Here is a 16,076-nt window from a genome sequence, read left to right on the forward strand (position 1 = left end):
GCGTAGCGATTGGCGGCTAGCGCCTGTCCGACAGCCCCTGCCTACTTACGATAAGCACTTTTCCTACAAACTTTGAAGCACGCGTAACTATGGACTGTGGGGCGCCAGAGACATACCTTCTGACAAGCCGCAAATACAGTCCGTTGTCTATCTTGAACAGTGAGATGTATCAGGTGTTGACTCTCCATTTGCGCAAACGATTGCCATGGATTGCGCAGGCATTGCCATTTAATGCGCCTCTCACGATAAGGAATATCATGCGTCCAACTATCGTTATGCCGTCACTTATTGCCGCTGGCCTCCTGGCTATGACGCCCGTTGTTCAGGCCGCCAGCAAAAGCCTGGTCTTCTGTTCGGAAGGCAGCCCGGCCGGGTTTGATATCGGTCAGTACACCTCGGGCACTGACAATGATGCCGCCGAGCCGATCTACAACCGTTTAGCCGAGTTCGCACGGGGTGAGACCACCGTGGTACCTGCTCTCGCAACGAGCTGGGACATCTCCCCTGACAACCTGACCTACACGTTCCATCTGCGCGAAGGGGTCAAGTTCCACAGCAACAAGCTCTTCACGCCCACGCGCGATTTCAATGCCGACGACGTGCTGTTCACCTTCAATCGCATGCTGCACAAGGACCATCCATTCCGCGTGGCCTATCCGACGGAGTTCCCGTTCTTCACCAGCATGGGCCTGGACAAAAACATCAAGTCGGTGGAAAAGACCGACCCGATGACCGTAGTGTTCACGCTCAACAACGTTGATGCGGCATTCATCCAGAATGTTTCGATGAACTTTGCGTCCATTCTGTCTGCTGAATACGCTGACAAACTGATGGCTTCGGGTGATGTGCGCGACATTAACCAGGCGCCCATTGGCACCGGCCCGTTTGTGTTTCAGCGCTATCAAAAAGATTCGCAAATTCGCTACGTGAAAAATAAACAGTTTTGGGACCCGAGTCGGGTCAAGATTGATCAGTTGATCTTTGCGATCAATACAGATGCGTCGGTGCGGGTTCAAAAACTCAAAAAGAACGAGTGTCAGGTCACTTTGAATCCGCGCCCTGCGGACGTTGAATCGATCAAAGAGGACAAGAACCTGAGGGTCATCGAAAAGCCTGGGTTCAACCTCGGATACATTACCTACAACGTCCGCCATGCCCCGCTGGACAACTTGCAGGTTCGCCAGGCGCTGGACATGGCGGTGGATAAGAAAGCGATCATCGAGGCGGTGTACCAGGGCGCCGGGCAACTGGCCCAGAACGCCATGCCACCGACGCAGTGGTCTTACGACGACACGGTCAAGGACGCGCCCTACAACCCGGAAAAAGCCCGCGAGTTGCTGCGCGCCGCCGGCGTCAAGGAAGGCACCGAACTGACCCTGTGGGCGATGCCGGTCCAGCGCCCTTACAACCCCAACGCCAAGCTGATGGCCCAGATGCTCCAGGCCGACTGGGCCAAGGTGGGCATCAAGGCGACCATCGTCAGTTACGAGTGGGGCGAATACCTCAAGCGCAGCAAGAACGGCGAGCACGACATTTCGCTGATCGGCTGGACCGGCGACAACGGCGATCCGGACAACTGGATGGGCACGCTGTACAGCTGCGCGTCCATCGGCGGCAATAATTACTCGATGTGGTGCGACGAGAAATACGACGCCCTGGTCAAGGCGGCCGTCTCGAACACCAACAAAGACCAGCGGATCGCGCTGTACAAACAGGCTCAGCATTACCTGAAAGAACAGGTGCCCATTACGCCGATTGCCCACTCGACGGTGATTCAGCCGATGCGCAAGGAAGTGCAAGGTTTCCTGGTGAGCCCATTCAACCGCAACAACTTCTCGGGCGTCAGCATCGCCGACTGATTCAAAAACATGCCTGGGGGCGCAACCACGCCCTTTGGCATCGCTTTATCCGCGTTTCGCCGGATAGGCAAGAAAATGGCCCATGGGGCCGCACCACCGAGCGGGCTACACCATAAAAAGCCCGCCTCTAAAAAAGCAGCAATCGGGAGCTTCAGAACGTGAAAAAAGCCAGCACCGCTGTATTCGCCTTATCCGTCCTCGCCATCAGCGTCGCGGCCCAGGCAGAGCCGACCAGTCAGGAATTCGTTCCGACCACACTGGCCACCACCAACCTCCAGGGCGAAGCAAAGGGCTTTCTGGAAGACTCGAAACTGACCGGTTCGACCAAGAACTGGTACGCCAACGAACTGCTGCGCCGTGGCGGCGAGTTCCGCCGCAGCGAGAACGGCGTTGTGGTCGACAGTGACCCGCGCCGGATCAACTGGGTTCAGGGCACCATCGTTGATTACAGCTCGGGCTTCACCCAGGGCACTGTCGGCTTCGCCACGCAAATGGCGGTCTACAACGCCGTCGCGCTGGACCGTGACAAAGACGACCTGATGGGCGGCGCCAACCGTACGCTGACCGAAAACAATGGTGACCCTGTTGGACAGTGGAGCAAGTTGGGCCTGGGCAACATCAAGGCGCGCGTCTCCAACACGACCCTGACCGCCGGCCGTCAGTCGATGAACACCCCGGTGCTGGCTTACATCGGCAACCGTGCGCTGCCTTCGAGCTTCGAAGGGGTGAGCGTGCTGAGTGAAGAGTTCAACAACATCTCGATCCAGGCCGGCAGCTTCGACCGCGTATCGCCACGTACCGAACAGAGCCTGACCAAGTTCCGTTCCGAGTACACCAACAACACCGCCACCGCCGATCGAGTTGACATGGCGGGCGTTGATTACAAACCCTTCAAAAGCCTGACCACCAGCTTCTACGCGTCCAACGTCGAAGACTTCTGGCATCAGTACTACTTCGCTTTCACCCACGAACTGGGTGACCCCGATGTACTGGGCCTGAGCACCAACCTGAACTACTACAAGACCAAGGATTCCGGTCAGAAGAAGATGGGCGAGATCGACAACGACACGTACAGCCTGTCGTTGACCGCCACTCACAAGGCGCACAGTTTCAGCGTCGCGTACCAGGAAGTCGAAGGCGACACCTACTTCGACTACGTCCACGACACCAACGCCATCTTCCTGGCCAACTCCCTGCTGTCGGACTTCAACGGCCCGAACGAGAAGTCGGTGCAGCTGAGCTACCTGCTGAACATGGCTGACTACGGCGTGCCGGGTCTGAAATTCAACATCTATCAAGCGCGCGGTTTCGACATCGACGGCACCCATTACAAAGGCACCGCTTACGATGTCCGCGGCATGGACGGCGAAAATCACTACGAATACGGTGTCGGCTCGTCGTACACCCTGCAGTCCGGCCCGCTGAAGGCCTCCACGATGCGTGCGACCTACACCACGCACCGCGCGAGCGCCAACCAGGCCGACGGCAACATCAACGAGTTCCGTCTGGTGACCACCATTCCATTCAACATTATGTAATCAGCACGATCGATCGGGCCTCAAGGTGCGGTTTACCGAACTTCGTGGCCCGATACCGACTCACTTATGGCTTCATCACTTGCGGAGTGCGTTACTTGAAATCGACATTCAAACTCGCAACATTGCGCAGCGCGATCGCACTGGCGGTATTCAGCGTCGCGGTCGGCGTATCGGCCAAGCCTCTGGTGGTCTGCACCGAAGCCAGCCCGGAAGGTTTCGACACGGCGCTCTACACCACCGCCGTGACCGCCGATGCGTCGGCGGAAACCATTTACAACCGTCTGGTGGATTTCAAGCCGGGCACCACAGAGATCGTTCCCGCACTGGCGGAAACGTGGGAGATCAGCGATGACGGCCTGACCTACACGTTCCATCTGCGCAAAGGCGTCAAGTTTCACACCACCGAATACTTCAAACCGACCCGCGACATGAACGCCGATGACGTGGTCTGGAGCTTCCAGCGTCAACTGGACCCCAACCACCCTTGGCACAAACAGTCGGAGGTCGGTTACCCGTACTTCGAGAGCATGGGTTTCAAAGAGCTGCTGAAGAGCGTCGAGAAAGTGGACGACAGCACCGTCAAGTTCACCCTGACACGCCGCGAAGCGCCGTTCCTGGCTGACGTCGCCATGGCCTTTGCCTCGGTGTACTCGGCGGAATACGCCGATCAACTGCTCAAAGCGAACAAGACCGGCAACCTCAACAGCCAGCCCATCGGCACCGGTCCGTTTATTTTCCAGCGCTATGCCAAGGACGCTCAGGTCCGCTTCAAGGCCAACCCGGAATATTTCCGTGGCAAGCCGCCGGCTGACACCCTGATCTTCGCCATCGCTACCGACAACAACGTGCGCCTGCAGAAGCTCAGGGCCAACGAGTGTCAGGTTGCGTTGTACCCGAAGCCGGACGACATTCCGAACATCAAGAAAGACCCGAACCTCAAGGTCGATGAGCTGAACTCGATGACCACCGCGTACATCGCCATGAACACCACGCACAAATACATGAGCGATGTGCGCGTGCGTAAAGCAATCGAGATTGCGTTTGATAAGGAAGCCTACGTCAAAGCGCTGTTCGGCAAGGACAATGCCACCGTCGCCGTGAACCCGTATCCGGACACGCTGCTGGGTTACAACAAAGACCTGAAAAACCCTGCCCACGATCTGGACAAGGCGCGCGCCCTGCTCAAGGAAGCCGGCGTTCCGGAAGGCACCGTGCTGACCCTGTTCACCCGTAACGGCGGCGGTCCGACCAACCCTAATCCGGCCATGGGCGCACAAATGATGCAGTCCGACCTGGCCAAAGTCGGCATTAAGTTAGATATACGCGTCATGGAATGGGGCGAAATGCTCAAACGTGCCAAAAACGGCGAACACGACATGGTGTCGGCCGGCTGGTCAGGTGACAATGGCGACCCTGATAACTTCCTGACCCCACTGCTCAGTTGCGAGGCCGCCAAAAACGGCGAAAACTACGCGCGCTGGTGTAATCAGAAGTTCCAGACGTTGATCGATCAGGCTCGGGAAAAGACCGACCCGGCCGAACGCGCTTCGCTCTACGAGCAGGCTCAAGTGATCTTCAATCAGGACCTGCCGTGGATCAGCATGGCCCACACCAAGGTGTTCACTGCAATGCGCAACAACGTGGAGGGTTACCACATCAGCCCTCTCACCACTAATAACTTCGCTACCACCCAAGTGAAGTAGAAGAAGAATCCGGCGGGCTCTGCTACCCAGAGACCTGCCGGTACCTGATGAGGTACACGAGAAGATGTTTAGTTTTATCGCTCGCCGAGTGGGGTTGCTCATACCCACCTTCTTCGGCATCACCTTGCTGACCTTCGCCCTGATTCGCCTGATTCCGGGCGACCCTGTCGAAGTCATGATGGGTGAACGCCGGGTCGATCCGGAAATGCACGCCCAAGCCATGGAACGTCTTGGCCTGAACAAACCCCTTTATGCGCAATACATCGATTACGTCGGCAAGCTCGCCCATGGCGACCTGGGCGAATCGCTGCGTACGCGCACAAGCGTGTGGTCCGAATTCACTTCGCTGTTCCCGGCAACCCTGGAACTGTCGATTGCGGCGCTGATCTTCGCAGGCATTCTCGGGCTGCTGGCCGGTGTGATTGCGGCATTGAAGCGAGGGTCCCTGTTCGACCATGGGGTCATGGGCATCTCCCTGGCGGGGTACTCGATGCCGATCTTCTGGTGGGGCCTGATCCTGATCATGTTCTTCTCGGTATCCCTGGGCTGGACCCCGGTATCGGGACGTATCGACCTGCTGTACGACATTCCCCCCAAAACCGGCTTCATGCTGATCGACACTCTGCTCAGCGATGAAGAAGGTTCGTTCATGGACGCCCTGCGTCACCTGATTCTGCCGGCCATCGTGCTGGGTACCATCCCGTTGGCGGTCATCGCCCGGATGACGCGCTCCTCGATGCTCGAAGTCCTGCGTGAAGACTACGTGCGCACCGCCCGCGCCAAGGGCCTGTCGCCGGCTCGCGTGGTGTTCGTTCACGGCCTGCGCAACGCGCTGATCCCGGTGCTGACGGTGTTTGGTCTGCAGGTGGGCACGCTGCTGGCCGGTGCGGTTCTGACCGAAACGATCTTCTCCTGGCCGGGTATCGGCAAGTGGCTGATCGAAGCCATCGGCGCCCGTGACTACCCTGTCGTGCAAAACGGCATCCTGCTAATCGCCTGCCTGGTGATTCTGGTCAACTTCGTGGTGGACATCCTCTACGGCTTTGCCAACCCACGCATTCGTCATCAGCGCTGAGATCCCTTTTTATGAGCACACCTACTCCCGTAGCAGCAGTCGATCAAAGCCTGCTCTACCCGTCCGTCTACAAAGAGTTCTGGCAGCACTTCTCCAAGAACAAAGGCGCCGTCGCGGGCCTGGCGTTCATGCTGGTGATCGTGTTCTGCGCCCTGTTCGCGCCGTGGGTTGCCCCCCATGACCCGAGCGAGCAATACCGCGATTTCCTGCTGACCCCGCCGGTCTGGCTTGAAGGCGGCCAATGGCAGTTTCTGCTGGGCACCGATGAACTGGGCCGCGACCTGCTGTCGCGTCTGATTCAGGGTTCGCGCCTGTCGCTGCTGATCGGTTTGTCGTCGGTGGTGATGTCGCTGATTCCGGGCATCCTCATGGGCCTGCTGGCCGGTTTCTTCCCGAAAATCCTCGGCCCGACCATCATGCGTCTGATGGATATCATGCTGGCGCTGCCGTCGCTGCTGCTGGCGGTGGCCATCGTCGCGATCCTCGGCCCTGGCCTGATCAACACCGTCATCGCCATCGCCATCGTTTCCCTGCCGTCCTACGTGCGTCTGACCCGTGCAGCCGTTATGGGCGAACTGAACCGTGACTACGTGACCGCCGCGCGTCTGGCCGGCGCAACGCTGCCGCGCCTGATGTTCATCACCGTGCTGCCCAACTGCATGGCGCCGCTGATCGTTCAGGCCACCTTGAGTTTCTCCTCGGCGATCCTCGACGCTGCGGCGCTGGGCTTCCTGGGTCTGGGTGTACAACCGCCGACGCCTGAGTGGGGCACCATGCTCGCTTCGGCCCGCGACTACATCGAACGCGCCTGGTGGGTGGTGAGCCTCCCGGGTCTGACCATTTTGCTCAGCGTGCTGGCAATCAACCTGATGGGCGACGGTCTGCGCGATGCGCTGGACCCGAAACTCAAGAACGCCGCCTGAGGACGTCCGAATGTCTCTTTTAAACATCAAGAACCTCAACGTGCGCTTCGGCGACGCCACGGCCACCCCGGTCGTCGACGGCCTGGATCTGGCCGTCGACAAGGGCGAAGTGCTGGCGATCGTGGGCGAATCGGGTTCGGGTAAATCCGTGACCATGATGGCGCTCATGGGCCTGATCGAGCACCCCGGCATCGTCACCGCCGACGCCCTGGTCTTCGACGGCAAGGACATGCTCACGCTCAATGCGCGGCAGCGTCGCAAGATCGTCGGCAAAGACATGTCGATGGTCTTTCAGGACCCGATGACCGCGCTGAACCCGAGCTACACCGTGGGCTTCCAGATCAAGGAAGTGCTCAAGCAGCACTTGGGTCTGTCCGGACGCGCGGCCCACCAGCGCGCACTTGAGCTGTTGCAGAAAGTAGAGATCCCGGGCGCCGCTCAGCGTCTGGACGCCTACCCGCATCAACTCTCGGGCGGCATGAGCCAGCGTGTTGCGATCGCCATGGCCATCGCCGGCGAGCCGAAGCTGCTGATCGCCGACGAACCGACCACGGCATTGGACGTGACCATCCAGGCGCAGATCATGGACCTGCTGCTGGCCCTGCAGAAAGAGCAGGACATGGCGCTGGTGCTCATCACCCACGACCTCGCCGTGGTAGCCGAAACCGCTCAGCGGGTCTGCGTGATGTATGCCGGCCAAGCCGTGGAAGTGGGTCAGGTGCCGGGGCTGTTCGACGTCCCGGCGCACCCGTACAGCGAAGCACTGCTGGCGGCGATTCCCGAGCACAGCATGGGCGCCGCGCGCCTGTCGACGCTGCCGGGTATCGTGCCGGGGCGCTACGACCGTCCAAGCGGCTGCCTGCTGTCGCCGCGCTGCCCGTACGTCCAGGACAAATGCCGCCAGCAACGCCCGGGCCTTGACCCGAAAGCCCATAGCCTGGCGCGTTGCTTCTTTCCGCTGAATCAGGAGGTGGCGTGATGAGCGAAATCGTACTGACCGCTCGTGACCTTACTCGTCACTACGATGTGTCCCGTGGGCTGTTCAAGCCCCATGCAACCGTGCGCGCGCTCAACGGCGTGTCGTTCGAACTCGAAGCCGGCAAGACCCTGGCGGTGGTCGGTGAGTCCGGCTGCGGCAAGTCCACGCTGGCCCGCGCGCTGACGCTGATCGAAGAGCCTTCTTCGGGATCGTTGAAGATCGCCGGCCAGGAAGTCACCGGCGCGACCAAGGCACAACGCAAACAGCTGCGCAAAGACGTACAGATGGTGTTCCAGAGTCCTTACGCGTCGCTCAATCCGCGGCAGAAGGTCGGTGATCAACTGGGCGAGCCGCTGCTGATCAACACCAGTCTGTCCGCCGCCGAACGCCGCGAGAAAGTGCAGGCGATGATGGCTCAGGTCGGTCTGCGTCCCGAGCACTATCAGCGCTACCCGCACATGTTTTCCGGCGGTCAGCGTCAACGTATCGCGCTGGCGCGGGCGATGATGCTGCAGCCCAAAGTGCTGGTGGCGGACGAACCGACGTCTGCCCTCGACGTGTCGATTCAGGCTCAGGTGCTGAACCTGTTCATGGACCTGCAGCAAGAGTTCAACACCGGTTACGTGTTCATCTCCCACAACCTGGCGGTGGTGCGTCACGTCGCCGACACCGTGCTGGTGATGTACCTCGGTCGCCCGGCCGAGATGGGTCCCAAGGACGAGATCTATAACCGTCCGCTGCACCCGTACACCCAGGCGCTGCTGTCGGCGACCCCGACGATCCACCCGGACCCGTCGAAGCCGAAGATCAAAATCGTCGGCGAACTGCCTAACCCGTTGAACCCTCCGTCCGGCTGCGCGTTTCACAAGCGCTGCCCGTACGCGACAGAGCGCTGCGCCGCCGAAGTGCCGGAACTGCGCTGGGTCGACAACCGGCAGGTTGCCTGCCATTACGCGGAACAGTTTGTGGCGTGATGGTTGAGTAAGAAAAAGGCCGTTGCGTGTGAGCGCAACGGCTTTTTTTTGTGGCTGGCGTAGGACTGGCTTTAGCCGGGAATTGCATTGTAGGACTGGCTTTAGCCGGGAATTGCTTTTAGTAGGACCGGCTTTAGCCGGGAATGACCCGACAGGCTCACAAGCAGATCCGATCAATACACATCACGCCGATACCGACCCTGCTCGATCAAATCCCGAACGGCGTCTTCACCAAGCAGCGCGTTCAACGTCGCATCGACACCCGCCGCCATACCTTCGAGGCTGCCGCAGATGTAGATCACAGCGCCCTCGGCCAGCCAGCGACGCAGCTCATCAGCGGCCTCCCGCAATCGATCCTGCACGTAGATCTTCTCAGCCTGATCCCGGGAAAACGCCAGGTCCAGACGCGCCATTTCCCCACTCGCCAGCCAGCCGTTGAGTTCCTCCGCGCAGTGGAAATCGTGGGCAGCGTGGCGCTCGCCAAACAGCAGCCAGTTGCGCTGCTCACCCGACGCGACGCGCGCCTTGAGCAAGCTGCGCAGGCCCGCCAGTCCGGTGCCGTTACCGATCAAGATCATGGGTGCCGATTCGGCCGGCAGGTGGAAACCACTGTTCCGACGCACCCGCAGACTGATCGCGTCGCCCACCGCAGCATGCTCGGTCAGCCAGCCCGAACACAGCCCGAGGCGGCCATCGGGGTGCATCTCCTGACGCACGATCAGCTGCAACACACCGTCCTGGGGAATCGACGCGATCGAATACTCGCGCATCGCCAGCGGCACCAGCGCATCGATCAACGCCTGCGCGTGCAAGCCCACCAGATGACTGCGATTCACCGGTAATTGCCGCGAGCACAAGGCTTGGCCGAGGGTCTCGCTCAAGCCATCGACAGTGACCTGCGTTTCAGCAGCGATGCCCAACCCGGACAGGAACTGCTCGACCGCAGAGGCCGGGTTGCGTGGCAACACCTCCACCAGATCGCCGGCCTCCCAGAGGGTTGTCGAATCGGCTGTCAGGCCGAGCATGAACACTTTCGAACCCACGCTTCCGGGGTTCAGCCATTCCCGGGCCACCAGCGTCCAGTTGTGATACTCCGGCGCTTGCCAGACGGTCGTCGGCGTCGAGCCGGTCAACTGGCCCAGTTGCTGTTGCCAGTGTTGCAGCGCCGCACCGTCGCCGCTGTCCACTTCCACCGGTGCGAACAGCGTGCGTCCGCCGCGCTCCGCCAGCCAGCCATGCAGCCGCTGAGCGAACCCGCAGAACTGCTGATACTGACGATCGCCCAGCCCAAGCACCGCGTAGTTGAGATTGTCCAGCGCCAGCGGCCGACCCAGCACCTTGCGCTCAAATCCGCGGGCGCTGTCGGGCGCCTCGCCGTCGCCGAAGGTACTCACGACGAACAGCGCATTGCGGCTCTGATAGAGGTCCTGCTCGGTGATGTCGCCCAGACGCTGCACCTTCACCGGCACCCCGGCGGTTTGCAGCTGGCCGGCCGTCTGCCAGGCGAGTTGCTCGGCGAACCCGCTCTGGCTGGCAAAGCCGATCAACCAGGCCGCGCCCTGCTCGCCCGTCGTCGTCGACACTTCACCGCGGGCGTTGCGAATGTCGCGCTTCTTGCGTCGGCGGTCCAGGTAGAGCAACCAGCCGGTGACGAAGAACAGCGGCATCAATAGCGCGGCAACGGTGACGACGATGCGCCCGATCAGGCCGAAGTAGCTGCCGGTGTGCAGCGCATAGTTGCTGATCAACAACTGAGAACCGAGGCCTTTCTCGGAATAGCGCGACACCGCCTTAAGCGTGCCATCGGCCGGATCGAGGCTGATCTGGTTCAAGGCACGGGCATGCGGCGCGGTTTTAAGGAGGTAAAACACCGTGGCCATCTGGCCCGGTGCCTGGGGCATGCGCAGGTTGTAGGCCTTGAGATCCGGGCCGGCAGCGCTCTGGATGGTCTGCCAGATGGCGTCATAGTCCGGGGCCGAGGCCGCGATTTCCTTGGGCGCCTCTTTCGCAGCAGGGACTGGACGCGCCCCTGCGCCACGGCGCTGCTCGCCCGCCACGGGAGGATCGCCAATCAGCTTGGTCATGCCGTTGCTGAACCAGTCGTAGGACCACATCAGACCGGTGATCGCCAGCAGCAGATAGATGATCAGGCACCAGGTGCCGAACACCGAATGCAGGTCCCAATTGAAACTGCGTCCCTTCTTCGCCCAGTCCATGGTCAGCCAGACGCGCCAGTTCAGCGGCTTGCGCGGCCAGCGTAGATAGAGCCCGGAGAGGCAGAAGAAAATGAGGATCAACGTGCAAGCTGCGGTGACTTGCTTGCCGTATTCCCCTGCAGCCAGGAATCGGTGCAGGTTGAGGATGAACCCGAAGAAGTCCTGACCGACGGCGTCCTCGGTGAACGCGCCGGTGTAGGGGTTGAAGTTGTGCATCTCGCCGCGGCGCTGGCCGGGCGGCGGTGTGAACCAGACCTGGGCGATCCTGTCGCCGCCGACATCGATGCGGAACATCGCTACCTTGTCTTTGCCCTGGGCTTCAACCTTGCTGACCATTTCCGCCAGTGACAGTTGGCGACCCTGGGGCTGCACGAACAACACGTCAGGGTTGAGCGCGTCGACGATTTCGTCTTCGAAGGAGTACAGCGCGCCCGTGATCCCCATCAGGGCAAGCACAAGACCGGCCGTGATCCCGAAGAACCAGTGCACTTGAAACAGGACTTTCTTCAACACCCTCGACCCCTCACTCACCCGCTACGGCGCGCATTATGCGCACAAACGGCATACATTCTCATCTGTGGCTGATTCTTGATGCAGAACCAGTGGGAGCGGTCTTGCCCTGACACCCCGCGCTCGCCTGGCCAGCGCAAAACTTGTGGGAGTGAGCTTGCTCACGAAGAGGCCGGTACATTCAGCCACTTTCTCTGAAGACTGAAAGTAAGCATTCGCGAGCAAGCTCGCTCCCACAAGTGACGTGTCCGAATCCGGATCAGAAGTGGAAGCTGGCACTCATCAGCGCGGTACGCCCGGCGGCCATGTGGGCGTAGTGGGTGGTGAAGACCTGATCGTAATAACGCTTGTCGGTCAGGTTCTGCACGTTCAGCTGCAGGTCAACGTTCTTGGTCAGCGCGTACGTGGCCATGGCGTCGTAGCGCCAGTAGGACGGCACTTCCACCGAGTTGGCTTCGTTGCCGAAACGCGAATCGACGAAGGTCGCGCCGCCGCCCACGGTCAGCTTCGGCATCAGTTCGTAGGTCGACCAAAAATTGAAGCTGTTGCGCGGCGTGCTCGGCATGTGATTGCCCTCGTCCGCCTTGCTGGTTGCGCTGACGATCTCGCTCTCCATGTAGGTGTAGCCGCCGTAGACTTTCCATTTGCCGGTAATGTTGCCGCTGTAGGTCAGCTCCAGACCATCGACACGCTGCTCGCCGTCCAGCACCTGAAACGTCGCGTTGTCAGGATCGGTCACCCGCGCGTTGGTCTTCTCCGTGCGGAACAGCGCAGCCGTCAGCGACAAATTGTCGTCGAAGAAATCCCACTTGGTGCCCAGCTCGTAGTTGCGGTTCTTTTCCGGATCGAGGTTGGCGTTGTTCGCCGCGATTTCCAGGCCGCCATTGCCGCTGGTCTCACCCGACGGATTGCTGGACGTCGACCACGCCGCGTAGATGCTGCCGTTCGGCAGCGGCTTGTAGGTCACGCCGACCTGGTAATTCCACAGCTGGCTGGTGTTCTCGCGCTTGAAGCTGCCCGCCACCGAGCCGCGGCCGCCAGTGCTGTAACCGCTGGAGCGCACGTCGTAATCGTCATAGCGCAGGCCCAGGTTCAACGACCACTGTTCGTTGAATTTCAACGTGTCGAAGACATAGGCGGCACTGGTTTTGGTGTCGGTATCGGTGAACGCGCGGCTGTCGGTGATGGTGCCGTTCCAGTCGTCTTTCGGCGACGGGTTGGACAGGCTGGTGCAGTCGCCCGACGCCAGCAGCGCAGCGTTACAGGTCGAGCCGATGGTCCCGCCGCTGGCACTGAGCACGTTGTAGCCGCGGTTGTGGGTGTCCTGATAGGAAAATTCGAGACCGGTCACCAGACTGTGCTCGACAAAACCGGTGTTGAATTTTGCCTGCAGGTCGGTCTGGTTGACGAAGCCGCTGGAGGTGGAGTTGCGGCTCTTCGCCGAGCGCGAGACCAGTCCCCTGGCGACGTTGCCGCGGCTGTCGTCCGGGTTGGTGACGATGTAGTCCAGGGTCGAGCGCGACATGCGGAAGCTGTTGGAGATCGTCAGGTTGTCGTTGAGGTCATGTTCGAGGCGGATCGTGCCGCTGTCGTTGACGCTTTTGCGGTAGTCGCGGTCGGTCAGGCCGTAAAAGTTGTTTTCGTTGACGTGGGCCGGCTTGTCGACCACGTACTGGCTGCGGCCGGTGGTGTTGGTCAGCGGAATGCCGTAGTCGGGCATGTCGTCGGTGGACAGGTGGTAGTAATCGACCTTGACCCGCGTGTCCGTGCCCAGACCGAACGCGAACGAAGGCGCAACGCCCCAACGGCTGTTATCGACATCGTTGCGGCCGGCGACGTTGGAATCATGCTTCATGAGGTTCAGCCGGAAGGCGGACGTGTCGGTCATCTGCTTGTTGACGTCGAGGGTGTAGCGCTGGGTCTGGTCCGAGCCGAAGGTGTAGCCGCCGTTGAAGGCATCGCCCAGGTGAGCGCCTTTGGTGACGAGGTTCAGGCTGCCACCCGTGGAGCCTGCGCCGGTGAACGCCGAGCCCGGGCCCTTGCTGACCTCGACCGACTCGACGTTGAAAATCTCCCGGCTCTGCGCCGCGACATCGCGCATGCCGTCGACGAACACGTCACTCTCCGCGTTGAAGCCACGAATGATCGGGCGATCCGCATTCGGGTTACCGCCCTCGCCCGCACCAAAGGTGATGCCGGGGGTGGTGCGCAAGGCGTCAGTCAGGCTCGTGGCCGCGGTGTCGCGGATGACTTGCTGCGGGATCACCGTGACGCTCTTTGGCGTCTCGCGCAGGGGCGCGGTGTACTTTTTCGAGGCCGATTCTTCGGTCTTGTAAGCCGCGTCGGCCCGCTCGCCGTCGATGTTGGTGGCCCCGAGATTCAGGGCATCCGATGAAGGCTCCGCAGCCTGCGCCACATGGGCGGCGGACATCGCGGCAAGGGCGACGCTGACGGCGCCGACGATGGAGCGCTGCGAGTGGGCGGTAACCGGTTGTGCTTGGCGCGACATTTTCCTTCCCCAAGGAAACAATAAGGCGGCGGAATATAGTTGAGACTGCTTCGCATTCGCAGAAAACTTACATTCTTTACACTTTCCCATTACTCAATTTTCACATCCACCCATTCACGCGCGCGGGTGACGTTTTACACGACCAATAAGAATCACTATCATCCGCCGCCTCATTCCTCCCACAGGTCGCGCTTCATGCTCCTACATATCCCCGGTCTGTTTTCACCCGAGGAGGTGCGACGCATCCGACAGGCGCTGGAAGACACCGAATGGGCCGACGGCAAGATCACCGCCGGGCACCAATCGGCGAAAGCCAAGCACAACCTGCAACTGCCGGAAGGTCATCCACTTGCCGTAGAGATTGGCGCGGCGATGCTTGAGCGCCTGTGGCAGAACCCACTCTTCATGTCCGCTGCCCTGCCCCACAAGGTCTTCCCGCCATTGGTGAATTGCTACACCGGCGGCGGCAGTTTTGATTTGCACATCGACAACGCCGTGCGCCAGGTCAAGGGCAGCGCCGAGCGCGTGCGCACAGATCTGTCATCGACGCTGTTCTTCAGCGATCCCGACGATTACGACGGCGGCGAGCTGGTGATTCAGGACACCTTTGGCACCCGTCAGGTGAAGCTGCCAGCGGGCGATCTGCTGCTTTATCCGGCCAGCAGTCTGCACAAGGTCAACGCCGTCACACGGGGCGCGCGGTACGCCTCGTTCTTCTGGACCCAGAGCCTGGTGCGGGACGATGGCCACCGCACGCTGCTGTTCGACATGGACGCGGCCATCCAGCAACTCAGCCGCGACGTGCCTGATCACCCCTCGCTGCTTCAGCTCACCGGCACCTATCACAACCTGCTGCGGCAGTGGGTAGAGGTCTGAGTGATGAGCTGGAATCTGCGACGTGAAGAGGTGCTCGATGGCGACCAGCTGCGCGCCATGCTGGAAGAAAGTCCGGCGAGTGCCGCACGGGCGATTCTCAGCGCCGCGCAGGCCAACATCGTCGACGCCCAGGCGCTGCTCGGGCAGATCCTGCTCGACGGCGCCGGCATCGAGCAGGACCCGTCGCTGGCGATGACGTGGTTCCAGATCGCCGCACGCAACGGCCATGCGATGGCCCACAACATGCTCGGTCGCTGCCAGGAACATGGCTGGGGTTGCGAGCCAGATGCGGCGAAGGCCGCCGAGTGCTATCGACTGGCAGCGCAGGCCGACCTGGACTGGGGCTTCTATAACTACGGCAACCTGCTAGCCACTGGTCGGGGCGTTAATAAGGATCAGGCACGCGCACTGGCCTGCTACCGCAAGGCCGCACACATGGGTCATGCCAAATCAATGAACATGCTCGGCCGCTATCTGGAAGAAGGCGTGAGCTGCGAGCAGGATCTGCCCGCCGCGCACCATTGGTACCGACGCTCGGCAGAGGCCGGCGACTTTCGCGGTCAGTTCAGTCATGCGGCCGTTCTGGCTGATCAAGGAGACATTCAACAATCGCTGCACTGGCTTGGAACGGCTTTGCGCAATGGCAACCTCAACTTTCTGCGGGTCAGTCGCCAGACGCTGTTGTCGTCACCCCATCCAGAGATTAAAAGACTGGCCATCGACTACTTCACCAAAGCATCGGCCATTGGCACCGCTGAAGATAAAGCAGCCCTGTCTCACTTTCTGAAAAACGCCAAAACGGCTGCATAAACACGTTCTGACACAGGTTTGAATTTAACGGCATCCCCCCGACTTAGCGGGGCGGAAGCCGTGGTGAGTTCAGCAAGTAATTTTCCCTACAACAGTTGAAGGCA

Annotated in this window: 11 protein-coding genes; 9 read left to right on the plus strand and 2 right to left on the minus strand. The window is 60.7% G+C overall.

Translation table 11 applies throughout. The annotated features are described in order from the left end of the window. Window positions 1-257 precede the first annotated feature (257 nt). From BBI10_RS16595 to BBI10_RS16625, 7 genes are all read left to right on the plus strand, one after another. The gene (locus BBI10_RS16595) at window positions 258-1,859 is read left to right on the plus strand and encodes an ABC transporter substrate-binding protein (RefSeq protein WP_065990177.1); all 1,602 of its coding nucleotides are present in this window, start codon (window positions 258-260) and stop codon (window positions 1,857-1,859) included. A gap of 158 nt (window positions 1,860-2,017) precedes the next feature. After that, complete coding sequence (locus tag BBI10_RS16600) at window positions 2,018-3,397, plus strand: OprD family porin (RefSeq protein ID WP_065990179.1); 1,380 nt, start codon at window positions 2,018-2,020, stop codon at window positions 3,395-3,397. 95 nt (window positions 3,398-3,492) lie between these two features. After that, window positions 3,493-5,100: an ABC transporter substrate-binding protein gene (locus tag BBI10_RS16605; protein ID WP_065990181.1), complete on the plus strand. Its 1,608-nt coding sequence runs from the start codon at window positions 3,493-3,495 to the stop codon at window positions 5,098-5,100. A gap of 64 nt (window positions 5,101-5,164) precedes the next feature. Continuing rightward, the gene (locus BBI10_RS16610; protein ID WP_065990182.1) at window positions 5,165-6,175 is read left to right on the plus strand and encodes an ABC transporter permease subunit; all 1,011 of its coding nucleotides are present in this window, start codon (window positions 5,165-5,167) and stop codon (window positions 6,173-6,175) included. Window positions 6,176-6,186: 11 nt separating this feature from the next. Beyond that, window positions 6,187-7,098: an ABC transporter permease subunit gene (locus BBI10_RS16615; protein ID WP_065990185.1), complete on the plus strand. Its 912-nt coding sequence runs from the start codon at window positions 6,187-6,189 to the stop codon at window positions 7,096-7,098. Between the two features lie 10 nt (window positions 7,099-7,108). After that, window positions 7,109-8,077 carry an ABC transporter ATP-binding protein gene (locus tag BBI10_RS16620; RefSeq protein WP_065990186.1) on the plus strand — a complete coding sequence of 323 codons (969 nt, stop codon included), beginning with the start codon at window positions 7,109-7,111 and terminating at the stop codon, window positions 8,075-8,077. Beyond that, a complete protein-coding gene (locus BBI10_RS16625) occupies window positions 8,077-9,051 on the plus strand; it encodes a peptide ABC transporter ATP-binding protein (RefSeq protein ID WP_065990188.1) in 975 nt (324 codons plus the stop codon). The genes BBI10_RS16620 and BBI10_RS16625 overlap by 1 nt, the downstream gene beginning before the upstream one ends. 173 nt (window positions 9,052-9,224) lie before the next feature. Here BBI10_RS16625 and BBI10_RS16630 read toward each other — a convergent pair whose 3' ends face one another. Together BBI10_RS16630 and BBI10_RS16635 are read right to left on the minus strand one after the other, a co-directional pair. Continuing rightward, window positions 9,225-11,777 carry a PepSY domain-containing protein gene (locus BBI10_RS16630; RefSeq protein WP_065990271.1) on the minus strand — a complete coding sequence of 851 codons (2,553 nt, stop codon included), beginning with the start codon at window positions 11,775-11,777 and terminating at the stop codon, window positions 9,225-9,227. A gap of 259 nt (window positions 11,778-12,036) precedes the next feature. Continuing rightward, on the minus strand, window positions 12,037-14,286 hold the full coding sequence (locus BBI10_RS16635; RefSeq protein WP_065990190.1) for a TonB-dependent receptor: 2,250 nt from the start codon (window positions 14,284-14,286) through the stop codon (window positions 12,037-12,039). 195 nt (window positions 14,287-14,481) lie between these two features. Between BBI10_RS16635 and BBI10_RS16640 the strand changes: the two genes are divergently transcribed. After that, complete coding sequence (locus tag BBI10_RS16640) at window positions 14,482-15,162, plus strand: Fe2+-dependent dioxygenase (protein ID WP_065990192.1); 681 nt, start codon at window positions 14,482-14,484, stop codon at window positions 15,160-15,162. Between the two features lie 3 nt (window positions 15,163-15,165). Then, window positions 15,166-15,972, plus strand: a complete 807-nt coding sequence (locus BBI10_RS16645; protein ID WP_065990200.1) for a tetratricopeptide repeat protein — start codon at window positions 15,166-15,168, stop codon at window positions 15,970-15,972. Window positions 15,973-16,076: the final 104 nt, after the last annotated feature.

Origin of the sequence: Pseudomonas graminis (assembly GCF_001705435.1) — a bacterium.
GTDB lineage: Bacteria > Pseudomonadota > Gammaproteobacteria > Pseudomonadales > Pseudomonadaceae > Aquipseudomonas > Aquipseudomonas graminis_B.